At 67.4% G+C, this 24,922-nt stretch carries 20 protein-coding genes and 1 riboswitch; of the genes, 3 read left to right on the top strand and 17 right to left on the bottom strand.

Annotated elements, in window-relative coordinates; translation table 11 throughout:
- Positions 1-79: 79 nt before the first annotated feature.
- The 9 genes from AC5P7I_RS19150 to AC5P7I_RS19110 all read right to left on the bottom strand — a co-directional run bounded on the left by AC5P7I_RS19150 (position 80) and on the right by AC5P7I_RS19110 (position 8,208).
- Positions 80-1,852: a DUF885 domain-containing protein gene (locus tag AC5P7I_RS19150; protein WP_049442093.1), complete on the bottom strand. Its 1,773-nt coding sequence runs from the start codon at positions 1,850-1,852 to the stop codon at positions 80-82.
- A gap of 213 nt (positions 1,853-2,065) precedes the next feature.
- On the bottom strand, positions 2,066-2,413 hold the full coding sequence (locus tag AC5P7I_RS19145; RefSeq protein WP_014648879.1) for a lipid-A-disaccharide synthase N-terminal domain-containing protein: 348 nt from the start codon (positions 2,411-2,413) through the stop codon (positions 2,066-2,068).
- Positions 2,413-3,135, bottom strand: coding sequence for a glycosyltransferase family 2 protein (locus tag AC5P7I_RS19140; protein ID WP_005420380.1), 723 nt, complete (start codon positions 3,133-3,135; stop codon positions 2,413-2,415). The genes AC5P7I_RS19145 and AC5P7I_RS19140 overlap by 1 nt, the downstream gene beginning before the upstream one ends.
- Before the next feature lie 90 nt (positions 3,136-3,225).
- Entirely contained in the window at positions 3,226-4,191 is a 966-nt protein-coding gene (locus tag AC5P7I_RS19135) for an NAD-dependent epimerase/dehydratase family protein (RefSeq protein ID WP_014648881.1), read from the bottom strand.
- Between the two features lie 45 nt (positions 4,192-4,236).
- The gene (locus tag AC5P7I_RS19130; RefSeq protein WP_262087746.1) at positions 4,237-4,971 is read right to left on the bottom strand and encodes a suppressor of fused domain protein; all 735 of its coding nucleotides are present in this window, start codon (positions 4,969-4,971) and stop codon (positions 4,237-4,239) included.
- Positions 4,972-5,097: 126 nt separating this feature from the next.
- A complete protein-coding gene (locus AC5P7I_RS19125; RefSeq protein WP_014648883.1) occupies positions 5,098-6,021 on the bottom strand; it encodes a ParB/RepB/Spo0J family partition protein in 924 nt (307 codons plus the stop codon).
- Positions 6,021-6,818, bottom strand: coding sequence for a ParA family protein (locus tag AC5P7I_RS19120; protein WP_014648884.1), 798 nt, complete (start codon positions 6,816-6,818; stop codon positions 6,021-6,023). Before AC5P7I_RS19120 ends, AC5P7I_RS19125 begins: the two co-directional genes overlap by 1 nt.
- A 112-nt stretch (positions 6,819-6,930) precedes the next feature.
- Positions 6,931-7,569 (bottom strand): 16S rRNA (guanine(527)-N(7))-methyltransferase RsmG, encoded by a 639-nt coding sequence (gene rsmG / locus AC5P7I_RS19115; protein ID WP_014648885.1) that lies wholly within the window; start codon positions 7,567-7,569, stop codon positions 6,931-6,933.
- 39 nt (positions 7,570-7,608) lie between these two features.
- Positions 7,609-8,208: a 4'-phosphopantetheinyl transferase family protein gene (locus AC5P7I_RS19110; protein ID WP_046433275.1), complete on the bottom strand. Its 600-nt coding sequence runs from the start codon at positions 8,206-8,208 to the stop codon at positions 7,609-7,611.
- 84 nt (positions 8,209-8,292) lie between these two features.
- On the opposite strand from AC5P7I_RS19110, the gene AC5P7I_RS19105 reads away from it, so the two are divergent.
- Positions 8,293-8,544: a GlsB/YeaQ/YmgE family stress response membrane protein gene (locus AC5P7I_RS19105; RefSeq protein WP_014648887.1), complete on the top strand. Its 252-nt coding sequence runs from the start codon at positions 8,293-8,295 to the stop codon at positions 8,542-8,544.
- 72 nt (positions 8,545-8,616) lie between these two features.
- Here AC5P7I_RS19105 and xth read toward each other — a convergent pair whose 3' ends face one another.
- The 4 genes from xth to AC5P7I_RS19085 form a co-directional block, all read right to left on the bottom strand.
- Complete coding sequence (gene xth / locus AC5P7I_RS19100; RefSeq protein ID WP_053494539.1) at positions 8,617-9,384, bottom strand: exodeoxyribonuclease III; 768 nt, start codon at positions 9,382-9,384, stop codon at positions 8,617-8,619.
- Positions 9,385-9,554: 170 nt separating this feature from the next.
- Positions 9,555-10,964, bottom strand: a complete 1,410-nt coding sequence (locus AC5P7I_RS19095; protein ID WP_262087745.1) for a coniferyl aldehyde dehydrogenase — start codon at positions 10,962-10,964, stop codon at positions 9,555-9,557.
- 198 nt (positions 10,965-11,162) lie between these two features.
- Positions 11,163-12,827, bottom strand: a complete 1,665-nt coding sequence (locus AC5P7I_RS19090) for an MFS transporter (protein ID WP_262087744.1) — start codon at positions 12,825-12,827, stop codon at positions 11,163-11,165.
- A 193-nt stretch (positions 12,828-13,020) separates the two neighbouring features.
- On the bottom strand, positions 13,021-14,448 hold the full coding sequence (locus AC5P7I_RS19085) for a DcaP family trimeric outer membrane transporter (RefSeq protein WP_164076981.1): 1,428 nt from the start codon (positions 14,446-14,448) through the stop codon (positions 13,021-13,023).
- A 245-nt stretch (positions 14,449-14,693) separates the two neighbouring features.
- On the opposite strand from AC5P7I_RS19085, the gene acs reads away from it, so the two are divergent.
- Together acs and AC5P7I_RS19075 are read left to right on the top strand one after the other, a co-directional pair.
- On the top strand, positions 14,694-16,637 hold the full coding sequence (acs, locus tag AC5P7I_RS19080; protein WP_164076980.1) for an acetate--CoA ligase: 1,944 nt from the start codon (positions 14,694-14,696) through the stop codon (positions 16,635-16,637).
- A 110-nt stretch (positions 16,638-16,747) separates the two neighbouring features.
- The gene (locus AC5P7I_RS19075) at positions 16,748-17,413 is read left to right on the top strand and encodes a response regulator transcription factor (protein WP_006477308.1); all 666 of its coding nucleotides are present in this window, start codon (positions 16,748-16,750) and stop codon (positions 17,411-17,413) included.
- A gap of 102 nt (positions 17,414-17,515) precedes the next feature.
- On the opposite strand, the gene AC5P7I_RS19070 is transcribed toward AC5P7I_RS19075, so the two are convergent.
- From AC5P7I_RS19070 to AC5P7I_RS19055, 4 genes are all read right to left on the bottom strand, one after another.
- Entirely contained in the window at positions 17,516-17,971 is a 456-nt protein-coding gene (locus AC5P7I_RS19070) for an REP-associated tyrosine transposase (protein WP_262087743.1), read from the bottom strand.
- Between the two features lie 146 nt (positions 17,972-18,117).
- Positions 18,118-18,693 carry a manganese efflux pump MntP gene (locus tag AC5P7I_RS19065; protein WP_032957840.1) on the bottom strand — a complete coding sequence of 192 codons (576 nt, stop codon included), beginning with the start codon at positions 18,691-18,693 and terminating at the stop codon, positions 18,118-18,120.
- Between the two features lie 88 nt (positions 18,694-18,781).
- A riboswitch (yybP-ykoY riboswitch) is annotated at positions 18,782-18,871 on the bottom strand.
- Between the two features lie 140 nt (positions 18,872-19,011).
- Entirely contained in the window at positions 19,012-22,470 is a 3,459-nt protein-coding gene (locus AC5P7I_RS19060; RefSeq protein ID WP_014648893.1) for a hybrid sensor histidine kinase/response regulator, read from the bottom strand.
- A gap of 233 nt (positions 22,471-22,703) precedes the next feature.
- On the bottom strand, positions 22,704-24,851 hold the full coding sequence (locus AC5P7I_RS19055) for a S46 family peptidase (protein WP_262087742.1): 2,148 nt from the start codon (positions 24,849-24,851) through the stop codon (positions 22,704-22,706).
- Positions 24,852-24,922: the final 71 nt, after the last annotated feature.

Raw genomic sequence — 24,922 nt, 5'->3', positions numbered from 1 at the left:
AGCCCTTTCCACAGGAAAGGGATCCGACCCCGTGACCGGGTCGGGTTGCCGGCCAGCGGCCGGCACTACCCTTGCACGGTCAGGCCTTCTTGCGCTCGGCGATGTAGGCCTGGATCTGCTGTTCCAGCACCGGCAGCGGCACCGAGCCCTGCTTGAGCAGGGTGTCGTGGAAGCCCTTGATGTCGAACTTGTCGCCCAGCTCCTTCTCGGCCTGCGCACGCAGGCGCACGATGGCGATCTCGCCCAGCTTGTAGCTCAGCGCCTGGCCAGGCCAGGAGATGTAGCGGTCCACCTCGGTGGTCACTTCATGCTCGCTCAGCGCGGTGTGGTCACGCAGGTAGGCCAACGCCTGCTCGCGGGTCCAGCCCTTGCTGTGCACGCCGGTGTCGATCACCAGGCGCGCGGCACGCCACATCTCGTAGGTCAGGCGGCCGAAGTCCTCGTACGGGGTTTCGTAGATGCCCATCTCCACGCCCAGTTTCTCGCAGTACAGCGCCCAGCCTTCGCCATAGGCGGAGATGTAGGCGTTGCGGCGGAACTCCGGCAGGTTCTTCTGCTCGGCGGCGATCGCGCCCTGCAGCGAGTGGCCCGGATCGGATTCATGCAGGGTCAGCGCCGGCAGGTTGTACAGCGGGCGCGACGGCAGGTTGTAGGTGTTGAGCCAGTAGGTGCCCATGCCACCGCGGCCGGCCGTCCAGAACGGTGCGATGTCCGGCGGCACCGGCACGATGGTGAAGCGCGCGCGCGGCAACGTCATGTACTTGCCCAGCTGGCCATCCGCCCGCTTGGAGATCCACGCGGCACGCGACAGCAGCTCTTCCGGTGTCTTTGCATAGAACTGCGGATCGGTACGCAGGAAGGTCAGGAACTCGGCAAAGCTGCCCTTGAACTTCACCTGCTTGATGATGTCGTTCATTTCCTTCTGGATGCGCGCGACCTCATCCAGGCCGATGCGGTGGATCTCGTCCGGCGACAGGTCCAGCGTGGTGTACTCGTGGATCTGCTGCCGGTAGTACGCCTTGCCATCGGGCATCGCTTCGGCGGCCAGGGTGGTACGCGCCTGCGGCACGTACTCGTTGACGAAGAAGGTGCGCAGCTGCTGGAACGCCGGCACCACCTTGCCGCTGATTGCTTCGCGCGCCTGCGCCTGCAGCCTGGCCTGCTCGGCGGCCGGGATGGTGGTGGGCAGCTTCTTGAACGGCGCGTACAGCGGCGACTCGGTCGGGTCCTTCAGCTCGGCGACGGTGGCGATGGACACTTCGCGGCCATCGAGCACCGCGCGCGGCACGCTGAAACCACGCTTCAAGCCGGCGCGCATGTTCTCGGTCTGCTGGCCGAAGTAGCGCGGTACATCATTCAGGCGTGCGATGTAGTTCTGGTAGTCCTGCACGGTCTTCATCTCGCGCCGGGCCATGAAGGACAGGTTGGACCAGAACGAGGAATCGGCGTTGAACGGCATCTCGTAGCCGCGCAGGCGCGTCTCTTCGGCCAGGTTGAACACCTGGTCGTGGTAGATCGCGTAGTTGACCTGGTTGTCGGCCGACAGGGTCTTCGGGTCGATCTTCTTCAGCGCGGCCAGGGTCTCATCCCACACCTTCAGGCGCGCCTGCTGCGCGGCCGGGCCGACGTCGGGCATGCGGGTGGCGTTGGCCGGGGCGTCCTCGTCCTCGCTGGCCTCGCCACCGCCCTGCTGGCGCCACTTCCATTCCTTCTCGTACAGCGCGCGGAAGGCGGCGTCGGCGGGCGATTCAGTGGCCACGCCGGACGGTGCGGCGGTGGCGGGCGGCGCGGCCAGGGCCACGGCAGGGGCGGACAGGGCGATCAGCAGGGCAACGGCAAGACGGGTTTTCACGAGCACAGGTTCCCGGGAAGGCAGACCCCGATCATGGCACCCCCCATCGCCCGTGGCATGGGACGAAGGTCCTGCCTGCGCAGCAGACCGGGGCCCCGGTAGCCAGGTACGCAGTAGACCCACGTCATGCGTGGATGCGCCGCGGATCCGGACGGGGTGATCCGGACGGGGTCAGAGCCCTTTCCCATGAAAAGGGATCCGACCCCCGGGGCCTCAGTGGCTGGCCTTGTCGCGCTTCCAGCCGCGGTGCTTGATGTCCAGGTGCAGGCTGTACAGCGCGGTGAACGCCGGGAACAGGTTCTGCAGCACGCCCACCGAGTCCTGCTTGGCCGAGAACAGGAAGTAGCTCAGCGTCATCAGGCTGCCGAGCACGCTCATGTACCAGAACAGGCGCGGGATCACCGGCTTGCCGGCGCGCTTGGACGCGACGAACTGGACCAGCCAGCGGCCGCCGAACATCAGCGCGCCGGTATAGCCGATCAGCTTCCAGCCGGTCACGTGCAGGCCGGTCCAGTACAGCCAGGTCAGCGGCTGGTCGAGCCAATGCAGCTCCAGATCCATCAGCGCTCCTCCACCGCGGTGCGCTTGCTGCGGGTGATCAGCCAGGCCACGCCACGCAGGTCGCGGATGCCGACCAGCGCGCGGCCGAGGTTGTTGTACTTGGACACGCCAGCGGTACGGTGGCGGTGGTTGACCGGCACGCTGGTGGTCTTCCAGCCGGCGCGCTGCATCAGCGCCGGCAGGTAGCGGTGCATGTGGTCGAAGTACGGCAGGTCGAGGAACGCGCTGCGTTCGAACAGCTTGATGCCGCAGCCGGTATCGGGCGTATCGTCGCGCAGCATGCGTGCACGGATGGCGTTGGCCCATTTGCTGGCCCAGCGCTTGCTGCCGCTGTCCTGGCGGTTGACGCGCCAGCCGGCGAACAGCTTCACCTGCGCCTCGGCGGCGTCGCGTGCGGCGAGCAGCTTGGGGATATCGGCCGGATCGTTCTGGCCATCGCCATCCAGGGTCGCGATCCACGGCGCGCGGGCGTGCTTGACGCCGGTGCGCACCGCGGTGCTCTGCCCGCTCTGGTTCACATGGTGCAGCACGCGCAGTTCCGGGGTGGTCGCCTTCAGTCCCTGCAGCACCGCCAGGGTGTCATCGCGCGAGTGATCGTCGATGTAGACGATTTCGAACGGCAGCCGGCCACGCAGCGCGGCGGTGATTTCGGCGACCAGCGGGGCGACATTGTCGCGCTCGTTGAATACCGGGACGACAACGGAAAGCTCGGGTTGGCTCATAAGGCACTCGGCCAAAGGGGGGACAAAGACCGCGCATTCTCCGCTGCCGAGGTTATCCGAAGATGAACCCCGCGGCGTGAGGATCCATCCTCAGGCGCGATCGCCAAAATACTCGCGGCACCACTGCACCACAGGCGGCAGGCCTTCTTCGATCGGGGTCACCGCATCGAAGCCGAAAGCGTCATGTGCGCGCCGGGTATCGGCCATCGTGCGCACCATGTCGCCGGGCTGCATGGGCTTGTACACCTTCTGCGCGGGGCGGCCGGCGGCCTGCTCGATCACGCTGATGAAGCGCTCCAGCTCGACCGGCGTATGGTTGCCGAGGTTGAACACCCGGTGCGGCACCGGGCCGTCGGCCGGGTGCGCGAGGGCGCCGAGGATACCGGACACAATGTCGGAGACATGTGTGAAATCGCGCTGCATGCGGCCTTCGTTGAACACGTCGATCGGCCGCCCGGCCAGCACCGCGCGGGAGAACAGCAGCGGTGCCATGTCCGGCCGGCCCCACGGGCCATACACGGTGAAGAAGCGCAGGCCGGTGGCATGCAGGCCGTACAGCTGCGCGTAGGTGTAGGCCATCAGCTCATTGGCCGCCTTGGTCGCCGCGTACAGCGAACGCGGCTGGTCTACGCGCTGGTCCTCGGAGAACGGCGGCGTGGCCGAATCGCCGTAGACCGAGCTGCTGGAGGCATACACCAGGTGCTGCACGCCGCGGTGGCGGCACAGTTCGAGCATGTTGACGAAGCCGACCAGGTTGCTGTCGACGTAGGCGTGCGGGTTTTCCAGCGAATAGCGCACGCCGGCCTGGGCGGCCAGATGGATCACCGCCGTCGGCTGCACTTCATCGAACAGCGCAGCCAGGCCCTCGCGGTCGGTCAGGTCCAGCGCGCGCAGGTCCAGCGACGGGCACAGCGCGGCCACGCGGTCGCGCTTGATCTGCGGGTCGTAGTAATCGTTGAAGTTGTCCAGGCCGACCACGGCCTGGCCGGCCTCCAGCAGTGCGCGGGCGGTGTAGGCACCGATGAAGCCGGCAGCGCCGGTGAGCAGGATGGTCATGGCAGGGGCCTGGAAACGAAGTTCAGGCCCCTGATGTTACCGGTCTCAGAACAAACCGAAACGCTTCTTCGCCACGTTGGTGCGGCCGGGTTCGATTACATCCTGGATCTTCTTCGCGTCGAAGCGGTCGAGCAGCGCCTCGGCGCCCTTCCTCAGCTTCAGGTCCATCTCTTCGGGGTACAGCGGGACCAGGCTCATGAAGCTGATGGTCTTGCCGTCGTCCAGTTCCAGCATGGCAAAGTCCTCCGGGGTGGTTACCGGCGGCAGCACGATGGCGCCGTCGAAGCCCACGCCCGGCGCATAGGGCTCGCTGGGATGGCCGTTGGGAATGGTGTGGCCGAAGCCCAGCCAAGTGTCGTACTCGTGCGGCAACCGCGCCATGCCCTTCAGCAGGCGCACCGGCCAGTAATTGCGCTCGTCCTCGAAGGCGTCCTGGGAGATGGGCCAGTCCGCCGGCAGGGTCACCATCAGTTCCATGTAGCGCGGCACGTCCGCGTCCACCTCGGCGGGCACGGTCATCGGCAGGTCGCTCATGCCGGAGGTGACCAGGCGCAGGTAAGGGCAGTGGTCATTGGCCGGCACCACGTGCACGTCGATGTGCACCAGGTCGGAGATGATCTCGTGGAAGACACCGGATACCGGGCCCAGATGGCGTTCGAGGTGGGCGCTGATCGCCTCGATGTGGCGTTCTTCGCCGGTGGCGAGCACGAAGTCCTTTTCGCGGCGATGTACCAGTATCTGGGTGCCGTCCGGGCTGACGTCCTCGTATTCGTTGCTCATGTCCTGCTCCCTGGATGAGGCCACGGACCGGAAGGCAGTGCATTCCCTCGGCGCGCGCGGCGGTACGTTCCCTGTCATTGGCGGGACACGGCAGGAACGGGCCGCGCCCCTGTCACTGCGCCGGGCTCAGCCCTGGCGCGTGCGCAGCTTTTCCAGCACGCCGTCCAGGGTATCCAGGTCGGTGTAGTGGATGATCAGCTTGCCCTTGCCACCGCGGCCATGATTGATCGCCACCTTGGCGCCCAATGCTTCGGACAGTTCGGTTTCCAGCGAGGCGATGTCGGCCTGCTGCACCTTCGGCGTGGCCGCCGGGCGGTTGCTCGGCACCTTGCCGGCGGCGAAGGCCTGCGCACGGCGCTCGACCTCGCGCACCGACCAGCCTTCATCGGCTGCTTCCTGGGCCAGCTTGCCGGCCAGCTCGGGAGCCAGGGTCAGCAGCGCGCGGGCGTGGCCCATTTCCAGGCGGCGGGTTTCCAGCAGCAGGCGGATCGCCACCGGCAGCTCCAGCAGGCGCAGCAGGTTGGACACCGCCGCGCGCGAGCGGCCGACGGCCTCGGCGGCCTCGGCATGGGTCAGGGTGAACTCGCTGATCAGGCGCTGCAGCGCCTCGGCTTCTTCCAGCGGGTTGAGGTCTTCGCGCTGGATGTTCTCGATCAGCGCCATCGCGATGACGGTGCGGTCTTCCAGCTCGCGCACCACCACCGGCACTTCGTCCAGGCCGGCCAGCTGCGATGCGCGCCAACGGCGTTCACCGGCGACGATTTCGTAGTTGCCTGCCGGCAGCTGGCGCACCAGGATCGGCTGGATCACGCCCTGCGACTTGATCGAGTCGGCCAGCTCGGACAGCTTGCCCTCGTCCATCTCGCGGCGCGGCTGGTACTTGCCCGGCTGCAGCTGGCCGACCGGCAACTTGCGCAGCACTTCACCCGGCAGCGGCTCGATCACCGCGGTGGTGGCCTGCACCTGGCTGACCGCGCCTTTCGGGCCCAACAGCGCATCCAGGCCACGGCCGAGGCCTCGCTTCTTGGCTGCCGGCTTGCTGCTGGTCATCAGACGATCTCCACGGCCTTGCCGGCCTTGTTGCGTTCGTTGTTGCGGCGGATGATCTCGCCGGCCAGGCCCAGGTAGGCCACGCCACCGCGCGAGGCGCGGTCGTAGCCGACGATGCTCTGGCCATGGCTGGGTGCCTCGGCCAGGCGCACGTTGCGCGGCACGATGGTGCGGAACACGCGGTCGCCGAAGTGCTCGGTGAGCTCGGCCGACACTGCGTTGGCCAGGTTGTTGCGCACGTCGAACATGGTGCGCAGCACGCCTTCGATCTCCAGCGCCGGGTTCAGGCTGGTGCGCAGCGCTTCGATGGTTTCCACCAGCGCGCTCAGGCCTTCCAGCGCGTAGTACTCGCACTGCATCGGCACGATCACCGAGTCGGCGGCGGCCAGCGCGTTGAGCGTCAGCAGCGACAGCGCCGGCGGGCAGTCGATCAGGATGTAGTCGTACTCGTCGCGGATCGGCGCCAGCGCGCGCTTCAGGCGCTGCTCGCGCTCGCTCTGGCCCATCAGCTGGATCTCGGCGGCGGTCAGATCGATATTGCCGGGCAGCAGGTCGTAACCCTCGGCAGTCTGCACGCGTACATCGGCAGCGCTGTTCTCGCCGAGCAGCAGGTCACAGGTGGAGGCGGCCAGCTCGCGTTTGTCCACGCCACTGCCCATGGTCGCATTGCCCTGCGAATCCAGGTCGACCAACAGCACGCGCTTGGGTGCGTTGGCCAGGGAAGCGGCCAGGTTGACGGCGGTCGTGGTCTTGCCGACGCCACCCTTCTGGTTGGCGATGGCGATGATGCGGGCCATGCGGGTGTGCCTCGTCGACGTGTGCTGGGACCGGTCATTATGCGTACAACCGGCCCCTTGCGGAAATCGTGGATCGCCAACCCGTTGTTCCACAAGGGGCTGGCGGCGGGAATCAGGGGCCTGTAACAGTGACCAGGTGGCGTTCGCCGGCCAGGCCGGGCACGCTCAACGGGGTCACCTCGCGCACCTGCCAGCCCGCCGGCAGGTCCGCGATCTCCTCATGCGGGTAGACGCCCTTCATGGCCAGCAGTACGCCGCCGGGGCGCAGCAGGTGGCCACCGACGCGGACGATGCCGGCCAGGGTGTCCATCGCGCGCGCGGTCAGCTGGTCGTAGCGGCCGGCCTCGTCCAGCGCCTCGGCGCGCGACTCGGCCACGCGGGCGTTGCCCAGGCCGAGCTGGCGCACGGCTTCGCGCATGAAGCGCGCCTTCTTGCCGTTGCTCTCGACCAGGGTGACCTGCAGGCCCGGGCAGGCGATCGCCAGCGGGATGCCGGGCAGCCCGGGGCCGGTGCCAAGGTCGGCCAGGCTGCCGTCGGCCACGAACGGCTGCATCGCCAGCGAGTCGAGCAGGTGGCGGGTGACCATCTCCTGCGGGTCGCGGATGGCGGTGAGGTTGTAGGTGCCGTTCCAGCGGTGCAGCAGGGCCAGGTAGCGCAGCAACGGCGGCGCCAGCGCGGCGTCCAGGCCCATGCTGGCCAGGCCCTGTTCCAGCGTGGCAGACACGCTGGCGGGAAGTGGGTGTTCGCTCATGCCGGCATTATCGCCGGTTTTGCGCGCCGATTCCCCGCTTCAGTGTGGATACCAGGCCAATGCGGCGCGGAACTGGCCGCTGGCCTGCCACTCGTGCAGGTGCCAGCGCGCGGCCTCGCCCAGTTCCGGGTCGCACCAGCGCAGGTGCAGGGCGCCATCGGGCCCGGGCGCCAGCTGCAGGCGGTGCAGGCCGAACGAGATGCCCTGCCCATGCGCCTTGAGGATAGCCTCCTTGACGCACCACACGCGGAAGAACCAGTGCTCGCGCCCGGCCTCATCCAGGCGTTCCAGCCAGGCCACCTCCTGCGGGTGGAAGAAGCGCCGCACGATTTCCAGCAGGCGCGGTCGCGGCCGCAGCAGCTCCAGGTCCACGCCCAGCCGCACGCCTTCGCCCAGCGCCACCAGCAGCACCTCGCCGCTGTGGCTCCAGCCGGTGCCGTAGTGGGCCAACGGGCCGCTCAGTTCCGGCCGGCCCTTGTCATCACGGACCAGCGGCAGCGTCTGCGGGTCGGCGCCCAATGCCTGCGCCAGCACCTGCCGCGCCTGCGGTTCACCACGCTGGCCCGGCACATGCGGGCGCCGCCAGACCGTCACCGGACCGAAGCGCCACGGGCCATCGAGGGTGGCTGGCAGGCTCATCCGCACACGCCCATCACGCAATTCCACGACGGGTTCACAGCCCTGCGCGTCAACTGGTCACAGTTCCCCACCGGAGGTTCGATCATGGGCATCATCATCTGGCTGATCGTCGGCGGCATCGTAGGCTGGCTGGCCAGCATCATCATGAAGCGCGATGCCCAGCAGGGCATCATCCTCAACATCGTGGTCGGCATCGTCGGCGCGCTGATTTCCGGCTGGCTGTTCGGCGGCGGCATCAACGAAGCGATCACCCTCCGCACCTTCCTGTTCTCGCTGATCGGTGCGGTGATCCTGCTGGCGATCGTCAACCTGTTCACCCGCAAGAGCATACGGTGATCTGAGGGTAGTGCCGGCCACTGGCCGGCAGATGTTCCAGAACGGGCCCGGCAATCTTCGGGCCCCGTTCGTTCAACCGATCTGCACCCAGGCCGGCGCATGGTCACTCGGGCGTTCCCAGGTGCGCGGCTCGCGGTCGATGCCCGAGGCCACCGCACTGCCCTTCAGCGCCTCTGAGACCAGGGTCAGGTCGATGCGCAGGCCCAGGTTGCGGCGGAAGCCGGCGGCACGGTAGTCCCACCAGCTGAAGGTACCCGCCTCGTCGTTGTGCAGGCGGAAGCCATCGTGCAGGCCCAGCTGCAGCAGCTTGTTCAATGCGCCGCGCTCGGCGGTGGAGGTCAGGATGTGGTTGTCGTTCCACACCGCCGGGTCGTGCACGTCGCGCGCGTCCGGGGCGATGTTGAAGTCGCCCATCACGATCAGCTTCGGGTGGCGCTGCAGCTCTTCGGCGATCCAGGCATGCACCGCTTCCAGCCAGCGCAGCTTGTAGTCGTACTTGTCGGTACCGATGTCCTGGCCGTTGACCACGTACAGGTTGATCACCCGCAGGTCGCCAAAGGTGCCGGCGATGACGCGCTTCTGCTCGTCCTCGAAACCGGGAATGCCGATCTGCACGTCCTGCGCCGGCTCACGCGACAGCAGCGCCACGCCGTTGTAGGTCTTCTGGCCGGCGAACACGCTGCGATAGCCTGCGGCGATCAGCGCCGAATCGGGGAACTTGTGGTCCTCCAGCTTGGTTTCCTGGATACCGACGATGTCCGGGCCGAACTCCCTGAGCCATTGCTCCAGGTGCGGCAGGCGGACATTGAGCGAATTGACGTTCCACGAGGCGATCTTCATGGGGGCATTCTACCCGGGTGGGCCACCCATGCCCGGTAGTCGCCAACCTTGGTTGGCGCCGAGGCCCCCATGTGCCAACCAAGGCTTGCACCCACCGGTAGTGCCGGCCGCTGGCCGGCAACCCCATGAACCGTCGGCAAGACCCTGCAGTTGCCAGCCAGCGGCCGGCACTACCGAAGCAGCAGCTTCAACAACCCCGCAATCCTCGAATACGGCGGCCGCAGCCGGTCGCTGGCCGCCCAGCGCGACTGCCACAGCACCGGCAGCCGCTTGCTCATCGCATCGAACCCGGCGCGGCCGTGGTACGCGCCCATGCCGCTGGCCCCTACCCCGCCAAACGGCAGGCCATCGGCGGCGAAGTGCAGCAGCGTGTCATTCACCGTAACCCCGCCGGCCACCACCTGGCCGAGAATGCGCTCCACCGCCGCGCGGTCGTGGCTGAAGGGATACAGCGCCAGCGGCCGGTCGCGGGACAGCACGTCCGCCAGCGCCGCCTCCAGGTCCGGGTAGGCCCGCACCGGAAGGATCGGGCCGAAGATCTCCTCGCGCATCAGGTCCAGGTCGTCCGGCGGGTCCAGCACCACGGTCGGCACCAGCAGGCGCTCGCGGTCGGCGCGCGCGTCATCCACCTGCGCCAACGGAATCACCGGCACCCCGCGTTGCCGCGCCTGTGCCAGATAGCCCTGCAGGCGCCGGTACTGACCTTCATTGATGATGCGGGTGTAGTCGTCGGCATCGCTGAAGTCGCCATAGCGCTCGCGCACCTGCTGCTGCAGCGCCTGTACGAATTCGCGCTGGCGAACGGTATCGATCAGCACGTAATCCGGCGCGATGCAGGTCTGGCCCGCGTTGAACCACTTGCCGGTGGCCAGCCGCGCAGCGGCTTTGTCCAGCGGGAAATCGCGACAGACAATCGCCGGCGACTTGCCGCCCAGCTCCAGTGTGACCGGTACCAGATGCTCAGCGGCGGCGGCCATCACCTTGCGGCCAACCGCCGTCGAGCCGGTGAACAGCAGATGGTCCAGCGGCAGCGACGACACCGCTGCGGCCACATCCGCCCCACCCTGCACCACCGCCACCCGATCGGGCGGGAACACGCTGGCCAGCAGATCGGCCAGGAACGCGCTGGTGCGCGGCGTGTGTTCGGAGGGCTTGAGCAGCACGTGGTTGCCGGCGGCAATCGCGGTGGCCAACGGCACCAGCGCCAGCGTGACCGGGTAGTTCCACGGTGAGATCACCCCGACCACGCCCAGCGGCGTCGGCCGCAGCTGCGCGCGCGCCGGCCACAGCTTCCAGCCGGCCGATACGCGCTGCGGCTTCGACCAGCGCCGCAGGTGGCGGCGCAGGTGGTCGATGGCCGACAGCACACTCATGCCATCGGCCAGTTTCGATTCAACGTGGGCGCGATGCCCGAAGTCCTCGGCGATGGCCTGGGCCATTTCGTCCAGGCGCGGCTTCAATGCCTCGCGCAGGCGGCGCAGGTCGGCTTCGCGCTGGTCGAGCGTCGGGCGCTGGGCCTGCCAGGCGCTGCGCAGGGTGTGCAGGAGGGCGGGAAGGTCTGCCGGCGTGGTGGTGGTCATGGGCCGACTATACGGGGTGCTGCGCAACGCAATGGTAGTGCCGGCCGCTGGCCGGCAAGGGCTTCATGTCCGCGGCGATTCAGGAGGTTGCCGGCCAGCGGCCGGCACTACCGGATGCGGGCCGAGTGGGCACGGCCCACAAGCAGAAAGGCCGCGGTCTGCACCGCGGCCTTTCCTTCACTGCATGGAACCCACCGGTTACTTGGTGATATCCACGTTCTTGGTTTCGCGCAGGAACAGGCCGCCGATCACCACCGACATCAGTGCGATCGCGATCGGGTACCACAGGCCGTAGTACAGGTTGCCGGTACCGGCCACCAGCGCGAACGAGATCGCCGGCAGGAAGCCACCGAACCAGCCGTTGCCGATGTGGTACGGCAGCGACATCGAGGTGTAGCGGATGCGGGTCGGGAACAGTTCGACCAGGTAGGCGGCGATCGGGCCATAGACCATGGTCACGTACAGCACCAGCAGCCACAGCATGAAGATGGTGCCGGCGATGTTGATGCGGGCGCCATCGGCCTTGGCCGGGTAGCCGGCGGTGGTCAGGGCGGTCTTCAGTTCCGCACCGAACGCATCGGCCTTGGCCTTGCCGTCTTCCTTGGTCAGGCCGGCGGCCTCATACGAGGTGACGCTGGCGCTGCCCACGTTCACCATCGCCAGCGAACCGGCGGCGGCGGGCTGCACGTCGTACGGCACACCGGCCTTGGTCAGCGCGGCGGTGGCCACGTCGCAGGAGCTGGTGAACTTGCGCAGGCCGACCGGATCGAACTGGAACGAGCAGGTAGCCGGATCGGCCACGACCAGGGCCGGCGAGCTGCTGCGGGCTTCTTCGATGGCCGGATTGGCGAAGTGGGTCAGGCCCTTGAAGATCGGGATGTAGGTGATGGCCGCCAGCAGGCAGCCGGCCAGGATGATCTTCTTGCGACCGATGCGGTCGGACAGCCAGCCGAAGAAGATGAAGAACGGCGTGCCCAGTGCCAGCGCAGCGGCGATCAGCAGGTAGGAGGTGGTGGCATCGACCTTCAGCATGCTGCTGAGGAAGAACAGCGCGTAGAACTGGCCGCCGTACCAGACCACCGCCTGGCCAGCCGCCGCACCGAGCAGGACCAGCAGCATCAGCTTCAGGTTGCCACCCTTCAGGCTGTCGCGGAACGGGGTCTTGGAGCCCTTGCCTTCAGCCTTCATCTGCTGGAACAGCGGCGATTCGCTCAGCTGCAGGCGGATCCATACCGAAATGCCCAGCAGCAGGATCGAGACCAGGAACGGGATGCGCCAGCCCCAGGCTTCGAAGGCCTCGTTGCCCAGCGTCATGCGGCAGGCCAGGATGATCAGTAGCGACAGGAACAGGCCGAGCGTGGCGGTGCACTGGATGAAGCTGGTGTACAGGCCGCGCTTGTCGTCCGGCGCGTGCTCGGCCACGTAGGTGGCGGCACCGCCGTACTCGCCGCCCATCGCCAGGCCCTGGGCCAGGCGCAGGATGATCAGGATCACCGGTGCGGCGAAACCGATCGAGGCGTAGTTGGGCAGCACGCCGACCAGGAAGGTCGAGATGCCCATGATCAGGATGGTGACCAGGAAGGTGTACTTGCGGCCGATGCGGTCGCCGAGGCTGCCGAAGAAGGCCGCGCCGAACGGACGCACGAAGAAGCCGGCAGCGAACGCCAGCAGGGCGAAGATCATGCCCGTGGTTTCATTGACGCCACTGAAGAACTGCTTGGCGATGATGGCCGCGAGCGAGCCGTACAGGAAGAAGTCATACCACTCGAAGACCGTGCCGAGGCTCGAGGCGAAGATGACTTTCTTGTGGCCCTTGGTCAGGGTGCCCGCCGCATGGTGCGGGCCTGGTGCAGTGCTGGACATAAGACGCTTCCCCTCCGAAGCAATCGTTGTGGGTGGGTGCCGACCGTTGGCCGGCACTCAATTCGGTAGGTGCCAACCTTGGTCGGCGCCCCATCTCGGTAGGTGCCGACCTTGGCCGGCGCCCCATCTCGGTAGGTGCCGACCTTGGCCGGCACCCCATCTCGGTAGGTGCCGGCCGCTGGCCGGCACGCTCTTAGAAGCTGTACTTCGTGGTGAACTGCAACCGGGTGATGTCACCCTTGTTGCCGTTCTCCACTTCGCGGCGGCCGTACATCAGCTCGGCGCCGATATCGACCTTGGGCAGCGGCGAATAGAAGATGTTGCCGCGGATGCTCTGCACGCTCTTGGTCACCAGCGGGCCGAGGATGCTGTCGTTGTCGTAGTCGCTGCGCGCGTAGATCAGGTTGGTGCGCAGCTTCGGCGAGAACGCATGCCGCCAGCCCACGTAGCCGGCCAGCACGCCGGTCGGGTTGAGCTCGTCGCGGGCCACGTCGTAGGCGCTGTCGGCGGTGATGCCCAGGCCGATGTAGCGGGCGATGCCTTCGCCGCCGGTCAGCTGGTAGTGCAGCGAATCGCTGCCACCCATCACCCACTTGCCGCCCAGGGTCAGGCCGCCAGCCACCTTGTCGGCCTTCGCGCCGGTGGCCTGGTTGTCCACCTTCAACTGGCGGACGATGCCACCGACACCAAAGGTGCCCCAGTCGCCCTTCCAGCCATAACGCATGGTCAGGTCGGGCAGGCTGCCACGGTCGGAGTTGGCGCTGGCGTTGGTCCAGGCCCCGGTGACCGGGTTGCGGGTACCGGTGAGGGTGGTGGTTTCCGGGTTTTCCAGTGCGACGCTGAAGCCGCCCTGGGTGTAGCGCACCTGGGCCTGGCGCACGAAGATCACGCCGTCGGTGGGGCCGACGAAGTCGACCGCCTCCGGCAGCGCGGCCGCGTCCATGAAGTTGGACCAGGTCTGGCCGGCCATCCAGTTGTTCCAGTACATGTAGGCGTGGCGCAGGGTCACGCCATAGGTATTGGTGGCGGTCTGGTTGCCCAGCGAGTTGCCGAAGAAGTCCATCTCGAAGAACGCACCGGCCTTGTTGCCCGATTCGCTCACGTTGTCGATGCCCAGGTTGAAGCGCGAGAACTTGGCGTGGGCGTTGAAGTCGGTGCCCGAACGCTTGCCGCTGCCGCCGGCGCCTTCCACCGGGGTCTGGCCCGGCAGGTACAGCGAACGGCCGGTGGCGTCGTCGGCCAGCTGGCCATCGCTGGTCTGGGTGGCCAGGAAGTCGGCCTTGATGAAGCCACCGATCTTGACCGTGGTGCCCGGCGCGGCGCCCGGGGTGATGGTGGTGACCTGGATCGGCTGCTTGCCCGCCGGCACCGAGGCGACCGGCTTCTGCCCGGCCTGCACCGTGCGCACTTCGGTCACCGCCTGCTGGGTCTGGCTGATCTGGGTCTGTTGTTGTTGCTGCGAAGACAGCAGCAGCTGGACCTGGCGCTCCAGTTCGGCAACGCGTGCTTCCAGTGCCTTCTCTTTGGCGGTCTCTGCGAACGCCATGCCCGGTGCGACCAGGGCGACCAACAGGCAGGCCGCCAAAGGTGTGCGCACGGCTTTCAACGTACGGTGGCTCATGTTGCCCTCTCTCCCAAGTGGCAAGGTGATGCCGCGCGTGGGGCACGGTCGAGCCGAGACTGCGGGGCGTTCGCGCACAGCGGCTATTGGCCATTGGTCGAACCCGGCCCTGCTGGGCGCTCACTTTCGACCATGGTCTAACCAGGGTGGTGACGCGGCCGGGGGTGGATGGGGCAAACTGAGGGGGATCGGTCGTTGCGATGCTGCGACCGCACATACAAAGTCAACGTGCAAGTGAGGGTGCCATGGCTGATATCTACCCCGTCGATCCGCAGTTCGCCGCCAAGGCACGCATCGACAAGACGTCGTACGAACAGCAGTACCAGGCGTCGGTGACCGACCCGGATGGTTTCTGGGGCAAGGCCGCCGAGCGCCTGCAATGGATGCGCAAGCCGACGAAGATCAAGAACGTCAGCTATGACCTGTCCGACTTCCACATCAAGTGGTTCGAAGATGGCGAGCTCAATGCCAGCGTGAACTGCCTGGATCGCCAGCTGGAAACGCGCGGCGACAAGACCGCCCTGCTGTTCGAGCCGGACGGCCCGGATGCACCGGCCCAGCACGTGACCTATCGCGAGCTGTACGAGCGCACCTGCCGCCTCGGCAACGCGCTGCGCAACCTCGGCGTCAAGAAGGGCGACCGCGTCACCATCTACCTGCCGATGATCGTCGACGCCGCGGTGGCCATGCTGGCCTGTGCGCGCATCGGTGCGATCCACTCGGTGGTGTTCGGTGGCTTCGCGCCGAATTCGATCGCCGACCGCGTCAGCGACTGCCAGAGCAAGCTGATCATCACCGCCGACGAGGGCCTGCGCGGTGGCCGCAGGATTCCGCTGAAGGCCAACGTTGATGCCGCGCTGAAGCTGCCGGGCACGAATACGGTTGAAACCGTGCTGGTGGTGCGCCACACCGGCGGCGCGGTGGACATGCAGGCCCCGCGCGACCGCTGGTTCCACGATGTGGTGGACAGCCAGCCGTCCACCTGCGAACCGGAACGCATGAACGCGGAAGACCCGCTGTTCATCCTCTACACCTCCGGTTCCACCGGCAAGCCCAAGGGCGTGCTGCACACCACCGGCGGTTACCTGCTGTACGCGGCCTACACCCATGAAGCGGTGTTCGACCTGCGCGAAGACGACGTCTACTGGTGCACCGCCGATGTCGGCTGGGTCACCGGCCACAGCTACATCGTGTACGGGCCGCTGGCCAACGGCGCGACCTCGCTGATGTTCGAAGGCGTGCCGAACTACCCGGACACCTCACGTTTCTGGAACGTCATCGACAAGCACAAGGTGACCATCTTCTACACCGCCCCGACCGCCATCCGTGCGCTGATGCGCGAAGGCGAGGAGCCGGTGAAGAAGACGTCGCGCACGTCGCTGCGCCTGCTCGGCAGCGTCGGCGAGCCGATCAATCCGGAAGCCTGGCGCTGGTACTACGAAGTGGTCGGCGACAGCCGCTGCCCGATCGTCGATACCTGGTGGCAGACCGAGACCGGCGGCATCCTGATCTCGCCGCTGGCCGGCGCGATGGACCTCAAGCCGGGGTCGGCCACCCTGCCCTTCTTCGGCGTGCAGCCGGCGCTGGTCAATGCCGATGGCGAGATCCAGGACGGCCCGACCGAGGGCAACCTGATCATCCGTGATTCCTGGCCGGGCCAGATGCGCACGGTGTACGGCGACCACCAGCGTTTCATCGATACCTATTTCCGCACCTACCCGGGCAGCTACTTCACCGGCGACGGTTGCCGCCGCGACGAAGACGGCTACTACTGGATCACTGGTCGCGTCGACGACGTGATCAACGTGTCCGGCCACCGCATCGGCACCGCTGAAGTGGAAAGCGCGCTGGTCTCGCACCCCAAGGTGGCCGAAGCGGCCGTGGTCGGCTTCCCGCACGACGTGAAGGGCCAGGGCATCTACGCCTACGTGACGCTGGTGGCCGAAGAGGCGCCGAGCGACGAGCTGCAGAAGGAACTGGTCGCCTGGGTGCGCAAGGAGATCGGCCCGATCGCCACGCCGGACCACCTGCAGTGGGCGCCGGGCCTGCCGAAGACCCGCTCGGGCAAGATCATGCGCCGCATCCTGCGCAAGATCGCCGAGAACGCGCCGGACCAGCTCGGCGATACCTCGACCCTGGCCGACCCGTCGGTGGTGGCCTCGCTGGTGGACGAGCGCAAGGTGCGCTGACGTACGGCCCGGGGCCGGATCCCGGGGTTGGATCCCGTTCCGCCAGGAACGGGCTCAGCCCCCCGGAGGATCTGGCCCCATGCAGTTTCCCCCCACGGTTCCCCCCGACCATGACCACCCTCCTGATTGCCGATGACCACCCGCTGTTCCGCGAAGCCCTGCGCGGGGCCGTGCAGCGGGTCATCCCCGGCGTGCAGTTGTTCGAGGCCGACAGCGTGGAAGCGCTGTATGCACTGGCCGACCAGCACAATGACGCCGACCTGGTCCTGATGGACCTCAACATGCCCGGTGCGCAGGGTTTCAACGCGCTGGTGCACATGCGCTCGCTGCACCCGCACCTGCCGGTGGTGGTGGTGTCCGCACGCGAAGAAGCCACGGTGATGCGCCGCGCGCTCGACCACGGCGCGCTGGGCTTCATTCCGAAGTCTGCGGACTCGGACACCATCGGCCACGCACTGGGCACCATCCTCGATGGCGAGACCTGGGCACCGCCGGAAGCGCACAACGTGCCGCCCACCGGCAGCGAAGAACGCGAAGTCGGCCAGCGCCTGCGCGAACTGACCCCACAGCAGTTCCGCGTGCTGCAGATGCTGGGCGCGGGCCGCTTGAACAAGCAGATCGCCTACGACCTCAACGTCTCCGAAGCGACGATCAAGGCCCACGTCACCGCCATCCTGCGCAAGCTGGGCGTGACCAACCGCACCCAGGCCGTGCTGATGGCCGGCAAGCTGGCGATCGACGACGACGCCATCGTGCTGCCGCCGGAAGAAGATTGATCGTAACGGACTGCGGAGCCGAGCATGTGCTCGGCTCCGCAGCCTTCATGATGCCCCTGTAGAGCCGAGCCCATGCTCGGCTGCTCTTGGCCTCAATACCGATTACCCCCAAAGCCGCCATCGACTCCATACATAGGGGTATTCCCCGATGCGCGTGGCCAGCCCAGCACGCACTGGATTGGCTGCAATGTACATCGCCTGCGTGCGCAGGCATTCGTCACTGCGCAGCGCATGATCGTAGAACCCCGCCTGCCAGATCGGTGCGTTCGCATCAACGCGCCTGGCGATGGATCTTCCACTCCGGGACTTCAGGATCTGCATGCAGCCGGCCAGCGTTCCGGTACGCAACTCGACCAACCAATGCAGGTGATCCGGCATGATCACCCAGGCGAGGGAGGAGGTCCGCCGCGTCCGCTCTACGGTGCGCAGCGCTTCGATCAGCAGATCGACATTGGCCTTGTCGTCGAACCAGGGACGGCGTGCGCGTGTCACAGCCGTGATCGCGTAGACATTGCCGGTCTGCGACCAGCGACCAAAGCGGAGTGCGGGACTGGCCATGCGAAGAGGCTATGGCACGCATGACAGCCTCTCCATCAGCGAAATGCCGTGCTGCATGTCGGCGAATGCTCCAATGTAGAGCCGAGCCCACGCTCGGCTGCCATGTGAAGCAGCCGAGCATGGGCTCGGCTCTACAGGGGCGGGCGTTACCCCACGCCGTGCAGGTGTTCGTACAGGATCGTTGCGCCGATGATCACCAGGATCACGCCACCGATGATCTCCGCACGCTTGCCGACCATGCTGCCCAGCACGCGGCCGAGCATGATGCCGACGGTGACCATGGTCAGCGTGCACAGGCCGATGACCGCGGCCATCACGCCGATATGTACATCCATGAAGGCCAGGCCGATGCCCACCGCCATCGCGTCGATGCTGGTGGCGAAACCGGTCAGCGCCAGCTTCCAGAAGCCGTGGTGTTGCGACGGATCTTCGTCGTCCTCAGCACTGTCGGGGCGCAGGCCGTTGTAGATCATGTGGATGCCCAGTGCGCCGAGCAGGCCGAAGGCGATCCAGTGGTCGAAGGCTTCGACGTATTGCAGGGCAGCCCGACCGAGCAGCCAGCCGATGATGGGCGTGATCGCCTCGATGACGCCGAAGATGATGCCGGCACGCAATGCATCGCGGAACACCGGCTTGCGCATGGCCGCACCCTTGCCGATTGCAGCGGCGAAGGCATCGGTGGACATGGCAAAGCCGATCAGGAGGATCGAAATGGGGGACATGGGCGGTGGCTGAGGTCGGGCTGGGACGGACGCACGGCCTGCGCTCGCGCCCAACCTGACGTTGCGCGCGCGGGCCGCTGGTCTCGCCAACCATCATGGTTGTCCACGCCACGGCGCACTGGCCGAGTATGTTGACGTGGACGATTCCTGCGAAGGAATCCGGCTACTCCCCAAGGGGACGCGAAGCTTAGCATCGCGATCCGCACGTGGCGCATTTCCAGCGAAACGCGCAGGCAGGGCTGGTTTGTATAGCGATGGCTATATCGGCGCCGCCATGCGTTCGGGAGCCGAGCACGGGCTCGGCTCTACAATTGCCGATCAGGCATCGCTATTGCCGGCATCGCGCAGCGCGCCCAGGAAGGCGCGCAGCGAGGCTGGCTTGATCGGCTTGGTCAGCACGCGGTAGCCGCGTTCGCGTGCCATCCGCTTCAGTTCGTCGCGGCCATCGGCGGTCAACAACGCACCCGGCAGCGGGTAACCGGCGGCTTCACGCAGCGCCACCAGCGCATCCAGGCCGTCCATGCGGTCGTGCAGGTGGTAGTCCACCAGCATCACCTGCGGCCGCTCGGCCACTTTCTCCAGCGCCTGATCCACCGTCGATGCCGTAATCACCTGCACCTGCCAGCGACCGAGCAGCGCGCGCATGCCGTCGAGGATCTCTTCGTCGTTGTCTACGCACAGCACGCGCAGGCCCGCCAGCGAATCGCTGCGCAGCGGCGCGGCTGCGGCCTGTACCGGCGCGGCCAGTTCGGTATAGCCCGGCAGCGGCGCCACCCGCGGCAGGATGATCGAGAACATCGAGCCCTTGCCAACCCGGCTGCGCGCATTGAGGCGATGGTCAAGCAGGCGGGAGATGCGCTGGCAGATCGACAGGCCCAGGCCCAACCCTTGTTCGCCCCAATCGAACGGCTGCTGGTAGCGGTGGAACTCGTCGAAGATCTGCCGCATGTGGTGCTCGGGAATGCCCGGGCCGGTATCCCATACCTGCAGCTCCACTTCGTTGCCACGCTGGCGCACCGCCAGCACGATGCGGCCCTGGCGGGTGTAGCGCAGCGCATTGGCCAGGAAGTTCTGCAGCACGCGGCGCAGCAGGCGGCGATCACTGCGCACCCAGGCCGGACGCGTGAACAGGTCCAGGCGCAGGCCACGGCCGGCGGCGACCGGCGTGTACTGCGCGGCCAGTTCGCGCATCAGCGCGCTCACGTCGAACTCGCCGATCACCGGGTGCAGGCCACCGGCATCCAGCCGCGACACGTCCAGCAGGCCATCAAGCAGTTCTTCGGCAGCACGCAGCGACGCATCCACGCGCTCGGCCAGGTGCTTCTGCTCGTCGCTCACATGGTCGCTGTCGCGCAGCGCCGAAGCAAACAGCCGTGCGGCGTTCAACGGCTGCAGCACGTCATGGCTGATCGCCGCCAGGAAGCGGGTCTTCGACTGCTGCGCGACCTCGGCCTCGTGCGAGCGCTCGGCCACGCGCTGTTCCAGCGTCTCGTTGGCCTCCAGCAGTGCTTTTTCCGCGTGCTTGTAGTCGGTGATGTCGTTGTAGCTGGTCACGTAACCGCCGCCGGGCAGCGCCTGGCCGCGCATCTCGATCACCTTGCCGTCGCTGCGGGTGCGCTCGAACACGTGCGGTGAGCCGGCGCGCATGTAGCCGATGCGGCGGTTGATCTGCACTTCGATATCGCCCTCGCCCAGCTCGCCGCGCTCGGCGTTGTAGCGGATCAGGTCGGCCACCGGGCGGCCCACGTAGAGCATGCCGTCGGGGTAGCCGAACATGTCCTGGTAGCGGCGGTTCCATGCGGTCAGGCGCATGTCCGGATCAACCACGCTGACCCCGGCGCTGATGTTCTCCAGCGTGGTCGACAGGATCTCGCGGTTGAAGCGCAGCTCCTGCCCCGCTTCGTCCAGCACCGCCACCACTTCGCCCAGGTCCATGCCCGAGCCACGCAGCAGGCTGGTCAGCAGCAGGCGCGCCGATGCCGCGCCGATCGAGGCCGCCAACAGACGCTCGGTGAACTGTACCCACGGCCGGTCCGCAGGCGCCGAGGATTGCAGCTCGCGGCCCAGCGACTGCGCCTGCTCGAAGAACGAACGCCGCGCGTGGCGCTCGCCGACCACGCGCGAGGCCAGTGCCAGCAGGTCGCCCACGTGCACGTGGCCGGGCCAGCCGCCGGCCACCGACGGGCGTTCGGCATACGGGTCGAGGAAGGGGGCAGCGCGCAGGCGCTCGTCGACGCCGGGTCGCCAGCGTGCGGACACCAGCATCATCGTCGCCGCATTGACCAGCAGCGACCAGAACGTGCCATGGGTCAGCGGATCCCAGCCGGTCATGCCGAACAGCTGCTGCGGGCGCAGCCACTCAATGCCGAACGGGCCGTGCTGCACCCAGGCGGCATCGACCCAGCCGGCCATGGTCATCGCCGGCAACAGCAGGGTGTACAGCCAGGTGGCGAAGCCGAGCAGCATGCCCACCTCGACGCCACGCCGGCTGGCACCGCGCCAGTACAGGCCGCCGATCAGGCCGGGCGCGAACTGCGCCACCGCTGCGAACGCCATCAGGCCGTACGAGGCCAGCGTGCTGTCATTGCTGCTGGTGCGGTAGTAGCTGTAGGCCATCAGCGCCAGCAGCAGGATCGCCAGGCGGCGGATCCACAGCACGCGCGAAGCGACGTCGGCGGCCTCCTGGTGGTCACCGCTCCGACGCAGCAGCACCGGCATCACCAGGTCGTTGCTGACCATGGTAGCCAGCGCGATGGACGACACGATGACCATGCCGGTGGCCGCCGAAAAGCCGCCCACGTAGGCGATCAGCGCCAGCGCATTGCGGCCCTCGGCCAGCGGCAGGGCCAGCACCATCGAGTCGTCGGCGACGCTGCCGCCGGTGCCGAACAGGGTCACGCCGGCGGTGGCGATCGGCAGCACCATGCCCGAGATCAGTACCAGGTAGCCGCCGAACATCCAGCGCGCGCGGCGCACGTCGCGCACATCGCCGCACTCGACCACGGCCACGTGGAACTGGCGCGGCAGGCAGATGATGGCCAGGAAACTGAGCAGCGTCTGCGAGATGAAGCCCACCGGCGGCAGGCCGGTGAACAGCGTATGCACCGACTCGACCACCGCGTCGGTGCGGTTGCTCAGCCACAGGTAGGCGAACACGCCCACGGCCAGCATCGCCAGCAGCTTGATCACCGATTCGAAGGCGATGGCCAGCATCATGCCGTGGTGGTGTTCGGTGGCATCGACCTGGCGGGTACCGAACAGGGTGGCGAACAGCGCCATCAGCAGCGCCACGTACAGCGCGGGATCGGTGAAGAAGCCGGTCGGGCCGGTGTTGCCGGTCAGCACCTGCAGGCTCATCGCCACCGCTTTGTACTGCAGCGCCAGGTACGGAATGATGCCGATCAGCGCGATGATCGCCACCAGCGCCGCCAGCCGCCGCGAGCGACCGAAGCGCGAGGAGATGAAGTCGGCGATGGAGACCACGTTCTGGCTGCGCGCGATCAGCGCCAGGCGCTCGATGATGCGCCAGCCGAACAGCAGCAGCAGCAGCGGGCCGATGTAGATGGGCAGGTAGCCCACGCCGTTACGCACGGCGGTGCCGACCGCGCCGTAGAAGGTCCACGACGAGCAGTACACGGCCAGTGCCAGGCTGTAGACCACCGGCCGCAGCCACGGCCGGTCGGGGTACATCGGCCGACGGTCGCCCCACCACGCCACGCCGAACAGCAGCGCGGCATAGGCAACCGAGACCAGCAGCAGGATCCAGCTGGAGACCACGCGTGCGTTTCCGTCAGGACAGGGGTCAGTAGATCACGACCGCTGGTCGTGCGGGTAGGTCACGAGGAAGGACCGCAAGGGTGGGGCATGGCAGTAGGTCACGATCGTTGATCCGTCTGGTGGGTCACGACCGTTGGTCGTGACGGGGACATCCGTGCCCACTAACAGTGGGCACCTACCGGGAATCAATGGGCACCCACCAGGAAGCGGTGGGCGCCTGCCAGGTACCGGCGTTATTGGGCCGGCACGCCCATTTCCTTCAGCAGCTCGGGCGCCGGGTAGACCTTGGCCAGCAGCCAGCGCAGGTAGCGCATGTCCACGTGCACGGCGCGCTTGTAGCGCGGGTCGAACCACCAGCTGGCGCTGACCGACTCCCAGTTGCTGTCGAAGTTCAGGCCGATCAGTTCGCCCCTGGCGTTGAGCACCGGCGAGCCGGAGTTGCCGCCCGTGGTGTCCAGGTTGGTCAGGAAGTTGACCGTCTGGGTCTTCAGTGCCGGATCGGCGGTGCTGCCGAAGTCACCCTTGGCGATCGCGGCCAGCAACGGCTTGGGTGCATCGAACGGGTAGGCGTTGGTGTTCTTCTCGACGATGCCGGCCACGGTGGTCACCGGCGAGTAGGTCACGCCATCGCGCGGGTGCAGCGCCTCGACCTTGCCGTAGCTGATGCGCAGGGTGCGGTTGGCATCCGGATACACCGCGCGGCCCTGCTTGGCACGCCAGGCGAACAGCGCCTGCATGTACGCCGGGCGCAGGCGCAGCTGCTCGCCTTCGCGGGTCTTGCTCTCGTTCTCGATGCGCAGCTGCGCGGCCACCAGCGGACCGGCCACGCTGATCAGCGGATCGGCGGCCAGTGCCTTGCCTTCGCGTGCGGCGGCAAAGCGCGACAGGCGCTGCGCTTCCTCACCCAGCTGGGTACCGGCATACAGGGTGTCCAGCGCCTTGGCCAGCTGCTGTGGGGTACGACCAAAGGCCGCGTCGAACTCGGCCACGCGCTGCGCGTCCGGCAGCTGCTGGTAGCGGGTCAGCAGGGTGGTCAGCAGAGCCTTCTCGACCTCCGGCGCGTAACGGCGCTGGACCTGCTTGAGCACCCCTTCGATCATCGCCTGGTCGCGCTGCTGGTAGCCGCTCTCGCGCTGCGCGTCCGGCTTGGCCGATTCGATGCGCAGGCGCTCCAGCAGCAGCGCCGAGCGCAGCAGCTGGCTCTGCGCGGCCATCTGCTCCAGCAGCAGGTCACGCTCGCCCACCGCCGCACCCTGCGACAGGTTGGCCAGCAGCGCCTTGATGTCGCCCTGGTACCTGCGGTCGGTGGCAGCCAGCATGGCCGTCTCGTCGGCGGCACGCTGGGCCTTCGCATCGCTGCGCAGCAGGCCTTCCAGTTCGCCGGCGGCGCGCTTGCGGTTGTTCTTCAGCGACTGCAGCTGCGAGGCGTAGCGGGTACGCGCCTGCGCGTCCTTGGCGCTGGCGGCCTCGATGGTGTCGATCATCTGCTGGAACACCGATACGCGGCGCGGCAGCACGGTATCGATCTGGCCGGCGAATTCGGCCGCGGTGCGGTGGCGGTAGGTGATGCCCGGGTAACCGGCCAGCATCGCGTAATCGCCTTCCTTCGGGCCTTCCACCGACATCTGCAGGTGTGCCGGCGCCTGGTAGGGCACGTTGTCCTTGCTGTAGGCGGCCGGCTTGCCGTCCTTGCCCACGTAGGCGCGCAGCAGGGTGAAGTCGCCGGTGTGGCGCGGCCACATGAAGTTGTCGATCTCATCGCCGTAGTTGCCGATCGCACGCGGCGGCGCATACACCAGGCGCACGTCGCTCAGTTCCAGCTGGGCAATGCGGTAGAAATCGGTGCCGTAGTACATGTTGGCCACCGAGCAGCGCACGCTGCCGTCCTTCTCGCACTCGGCCACGATCTGCTTGCTGGCTGCATCCACGGCATCGAAGTAGGCACGGCCGGTCTTGCCACGGGCCTGCGCCAGCACCTGGTCGGTCACCTTGTCGAAGCCGACGGTGACCAGCACGCGAAAGTCCGGGTTGGCCGGGCGCTCGTCGGCACGGTCGCTGGCGATGAAGCCACCAGCGATCAGGTCGTGCTCGGGCGAGCTGTTGTACTGGATCACGCCCATCGCCACGTGGTGGTTGGTCAGCAGCAGGCCGTCGGCGGACACGAACGAACCGGTGCCACCACCGGCGCGCACCACGGCGCTCAGCGGCGGCGCGGTGACGTTGGCCAGGTCGGCCGGATTGCCCTTGAAGCCAGCGGCCTGCAGCGGTTGGGCCAGGTCCGGCAGCTGCGTCGGCATCCACATGCCTTCATCGGCGTGGGCGCCGGTGGCGAGGGTCAGGCCCAGGGCCAGGGCGGTGGGAAGGGCTTTGCGTGATGACATGAGGCAATCCGGTACGACAGAACAGCCCGGGACCATAGCCCGTGGGGCGCTGTCGGGCAACGCCCGATAGT

The sequence above is a fragment of the Stenotrophomonas sp. YJH_SMC_138 genome, from assembly GCF_059369855.1.
Note: the sequence above shows the minus strand (reverse complement) of the source record. Positions and strands in the feature narration are given on the sequence as shown.

What these genes read in the sequence shown, in the direction of transcription:
- AC5P7I_RS19130 (WP_262087746.1), bottom strand. Translation starts at nt 4,971, where the DNA reads ATGAGCAACGAATACGAGGACGTCAGCCCGGACGGCACCCAGATACTG.
- AC5P7I_RS19070 (WP_262087743.1), bottom strand. Translation starts at nt 17,971, where the DNA reads ATGGCCAGTCCCGCACTCCGCTTTGGTCGCTGGTCGCAGACCGGCAAT.
- AC5P7I_RS19135 (WP_014648881.1), bottom strand. Translation starts at nt 4,191, where the DNA reads ATGACCATCCTGCTCACCGGCGCTGCCGGCTTCATCGGTGCCTACACC.
- AC5P7I_RS19065 (WP_032957840.1), bottom strand. Translation starts at nt 18,693, where the DNA reads ATGTCCCCCATTTCGATCCTCCTGATCGGCTTTGCCATGTCCACCGAT.
- AC5P7I_RS19140 (WP_005420380.1), bottom strand. Translation starts at nt 3,135, where the DNA reads ATGAGCCAACCCGAGCTTTCCGTTGTCGTCCCGGTATTCAACGAGCGC.
- AC5P7I_RS19145 (WP_014648879.1), bottom strand. Translation starts at nt 2,413, where the DNA reads ATGGATCTGGAGCTGCATTGGCTCGACCAGCCGCTGACCTGGCTGTAC.
- AC5P7I_RS19090 (WP_262087744.1), bottom strand. Translation starts at nt 12,827, where the DNA reads ATGTCCAGCACTGCACCAGGCCCGCACCATGCGGCGGGCACCCTGACC.
- AC5P7I_RS19110 (WP_046433275.1), bottom strand. Translation starts at nt 8,208, where the DNA reads ATGAGCCTGCCAGCCACCCTCGATGGCCCGTGGCGCTTCGGTCCGGTG.
- AC5P7I_RS19055 (WP_262087742.1), bottom strand. Translation starts at nt 24,851, where the DNA reads ATGTCATCACGCAAAGCCCTTCCCACCGCCCTGGCCCTGGGCCTGACC.
- acs (WP_164076980.1), top strand. Translation starts at nt 14,694, where the DNA reads ATGGCTGATATCTACCCCGTCGATCCGCAGTTCGCCGCCAAGGCACGC.
- rsmG (WP_014648885.1), bottom strand. Translation starts at nt 7,569, where the DNA reads ATGAGCGAACACCCACTTCCCGCCAGCGTGTCTGCCACGCTGGAACAG.
- AC5P7I_RS19075 (WP_006477308.1), top strand. Translation starts at nt 16,748, where the DNA reads ATGACCACCCTCCTGATTGCCGATGACCACCCGCTGTTCCGCGAAGCC.
- AC5P7I_RS19105 (WP_014648887.1), top strand. Translation starts at nt 8,293, where the DNA reads ATGGGCATCATCATCTGGCTGATCGTCGGCGGCATCGTAGGCTGGCTG.
- AC5P7I_RS19125 (WP_014648883.1), bottom strand. Translation starts at nt 6,021, where the DNA reads ATGACCAGCAGCAAGCCGGCAGCCAAGAAGCGAGGCCTCGGCCGTGGC.
- AC5P7I_RS19085 (WP_164076981.1), bottom strand. Translation starts at nt 14,448, where the DNA reads ATGAGCCACCGTACGTTGAAAGCCGTGCGCACACCTTTGGCGGCCTGC.
- AC5P7I_RS19120 (WP_014648884.1), bottom strand. Translation starts at nt 6,818, where the DNA reads ATGGCCCGCATCATCGCCATCGCCAACCAGAAGGGTGGCGTCGGCAAG.
- xth (WP_053494539.1), bottom strand. Translation starts at nt 9,384, where the DNA reads ATGAAGATCGCCTCGTGGAACGTCAATTCGCTCAATGTCCGCCTGCCG.
- AC5P7I_RS19095 (WP_262087745.1), bottom strand. Translation starts at nt 10,964, where the DNA reads ATGACCACCACCACGCCGGCAGACCTTCCCGCCCTCCTGCACACCCTG.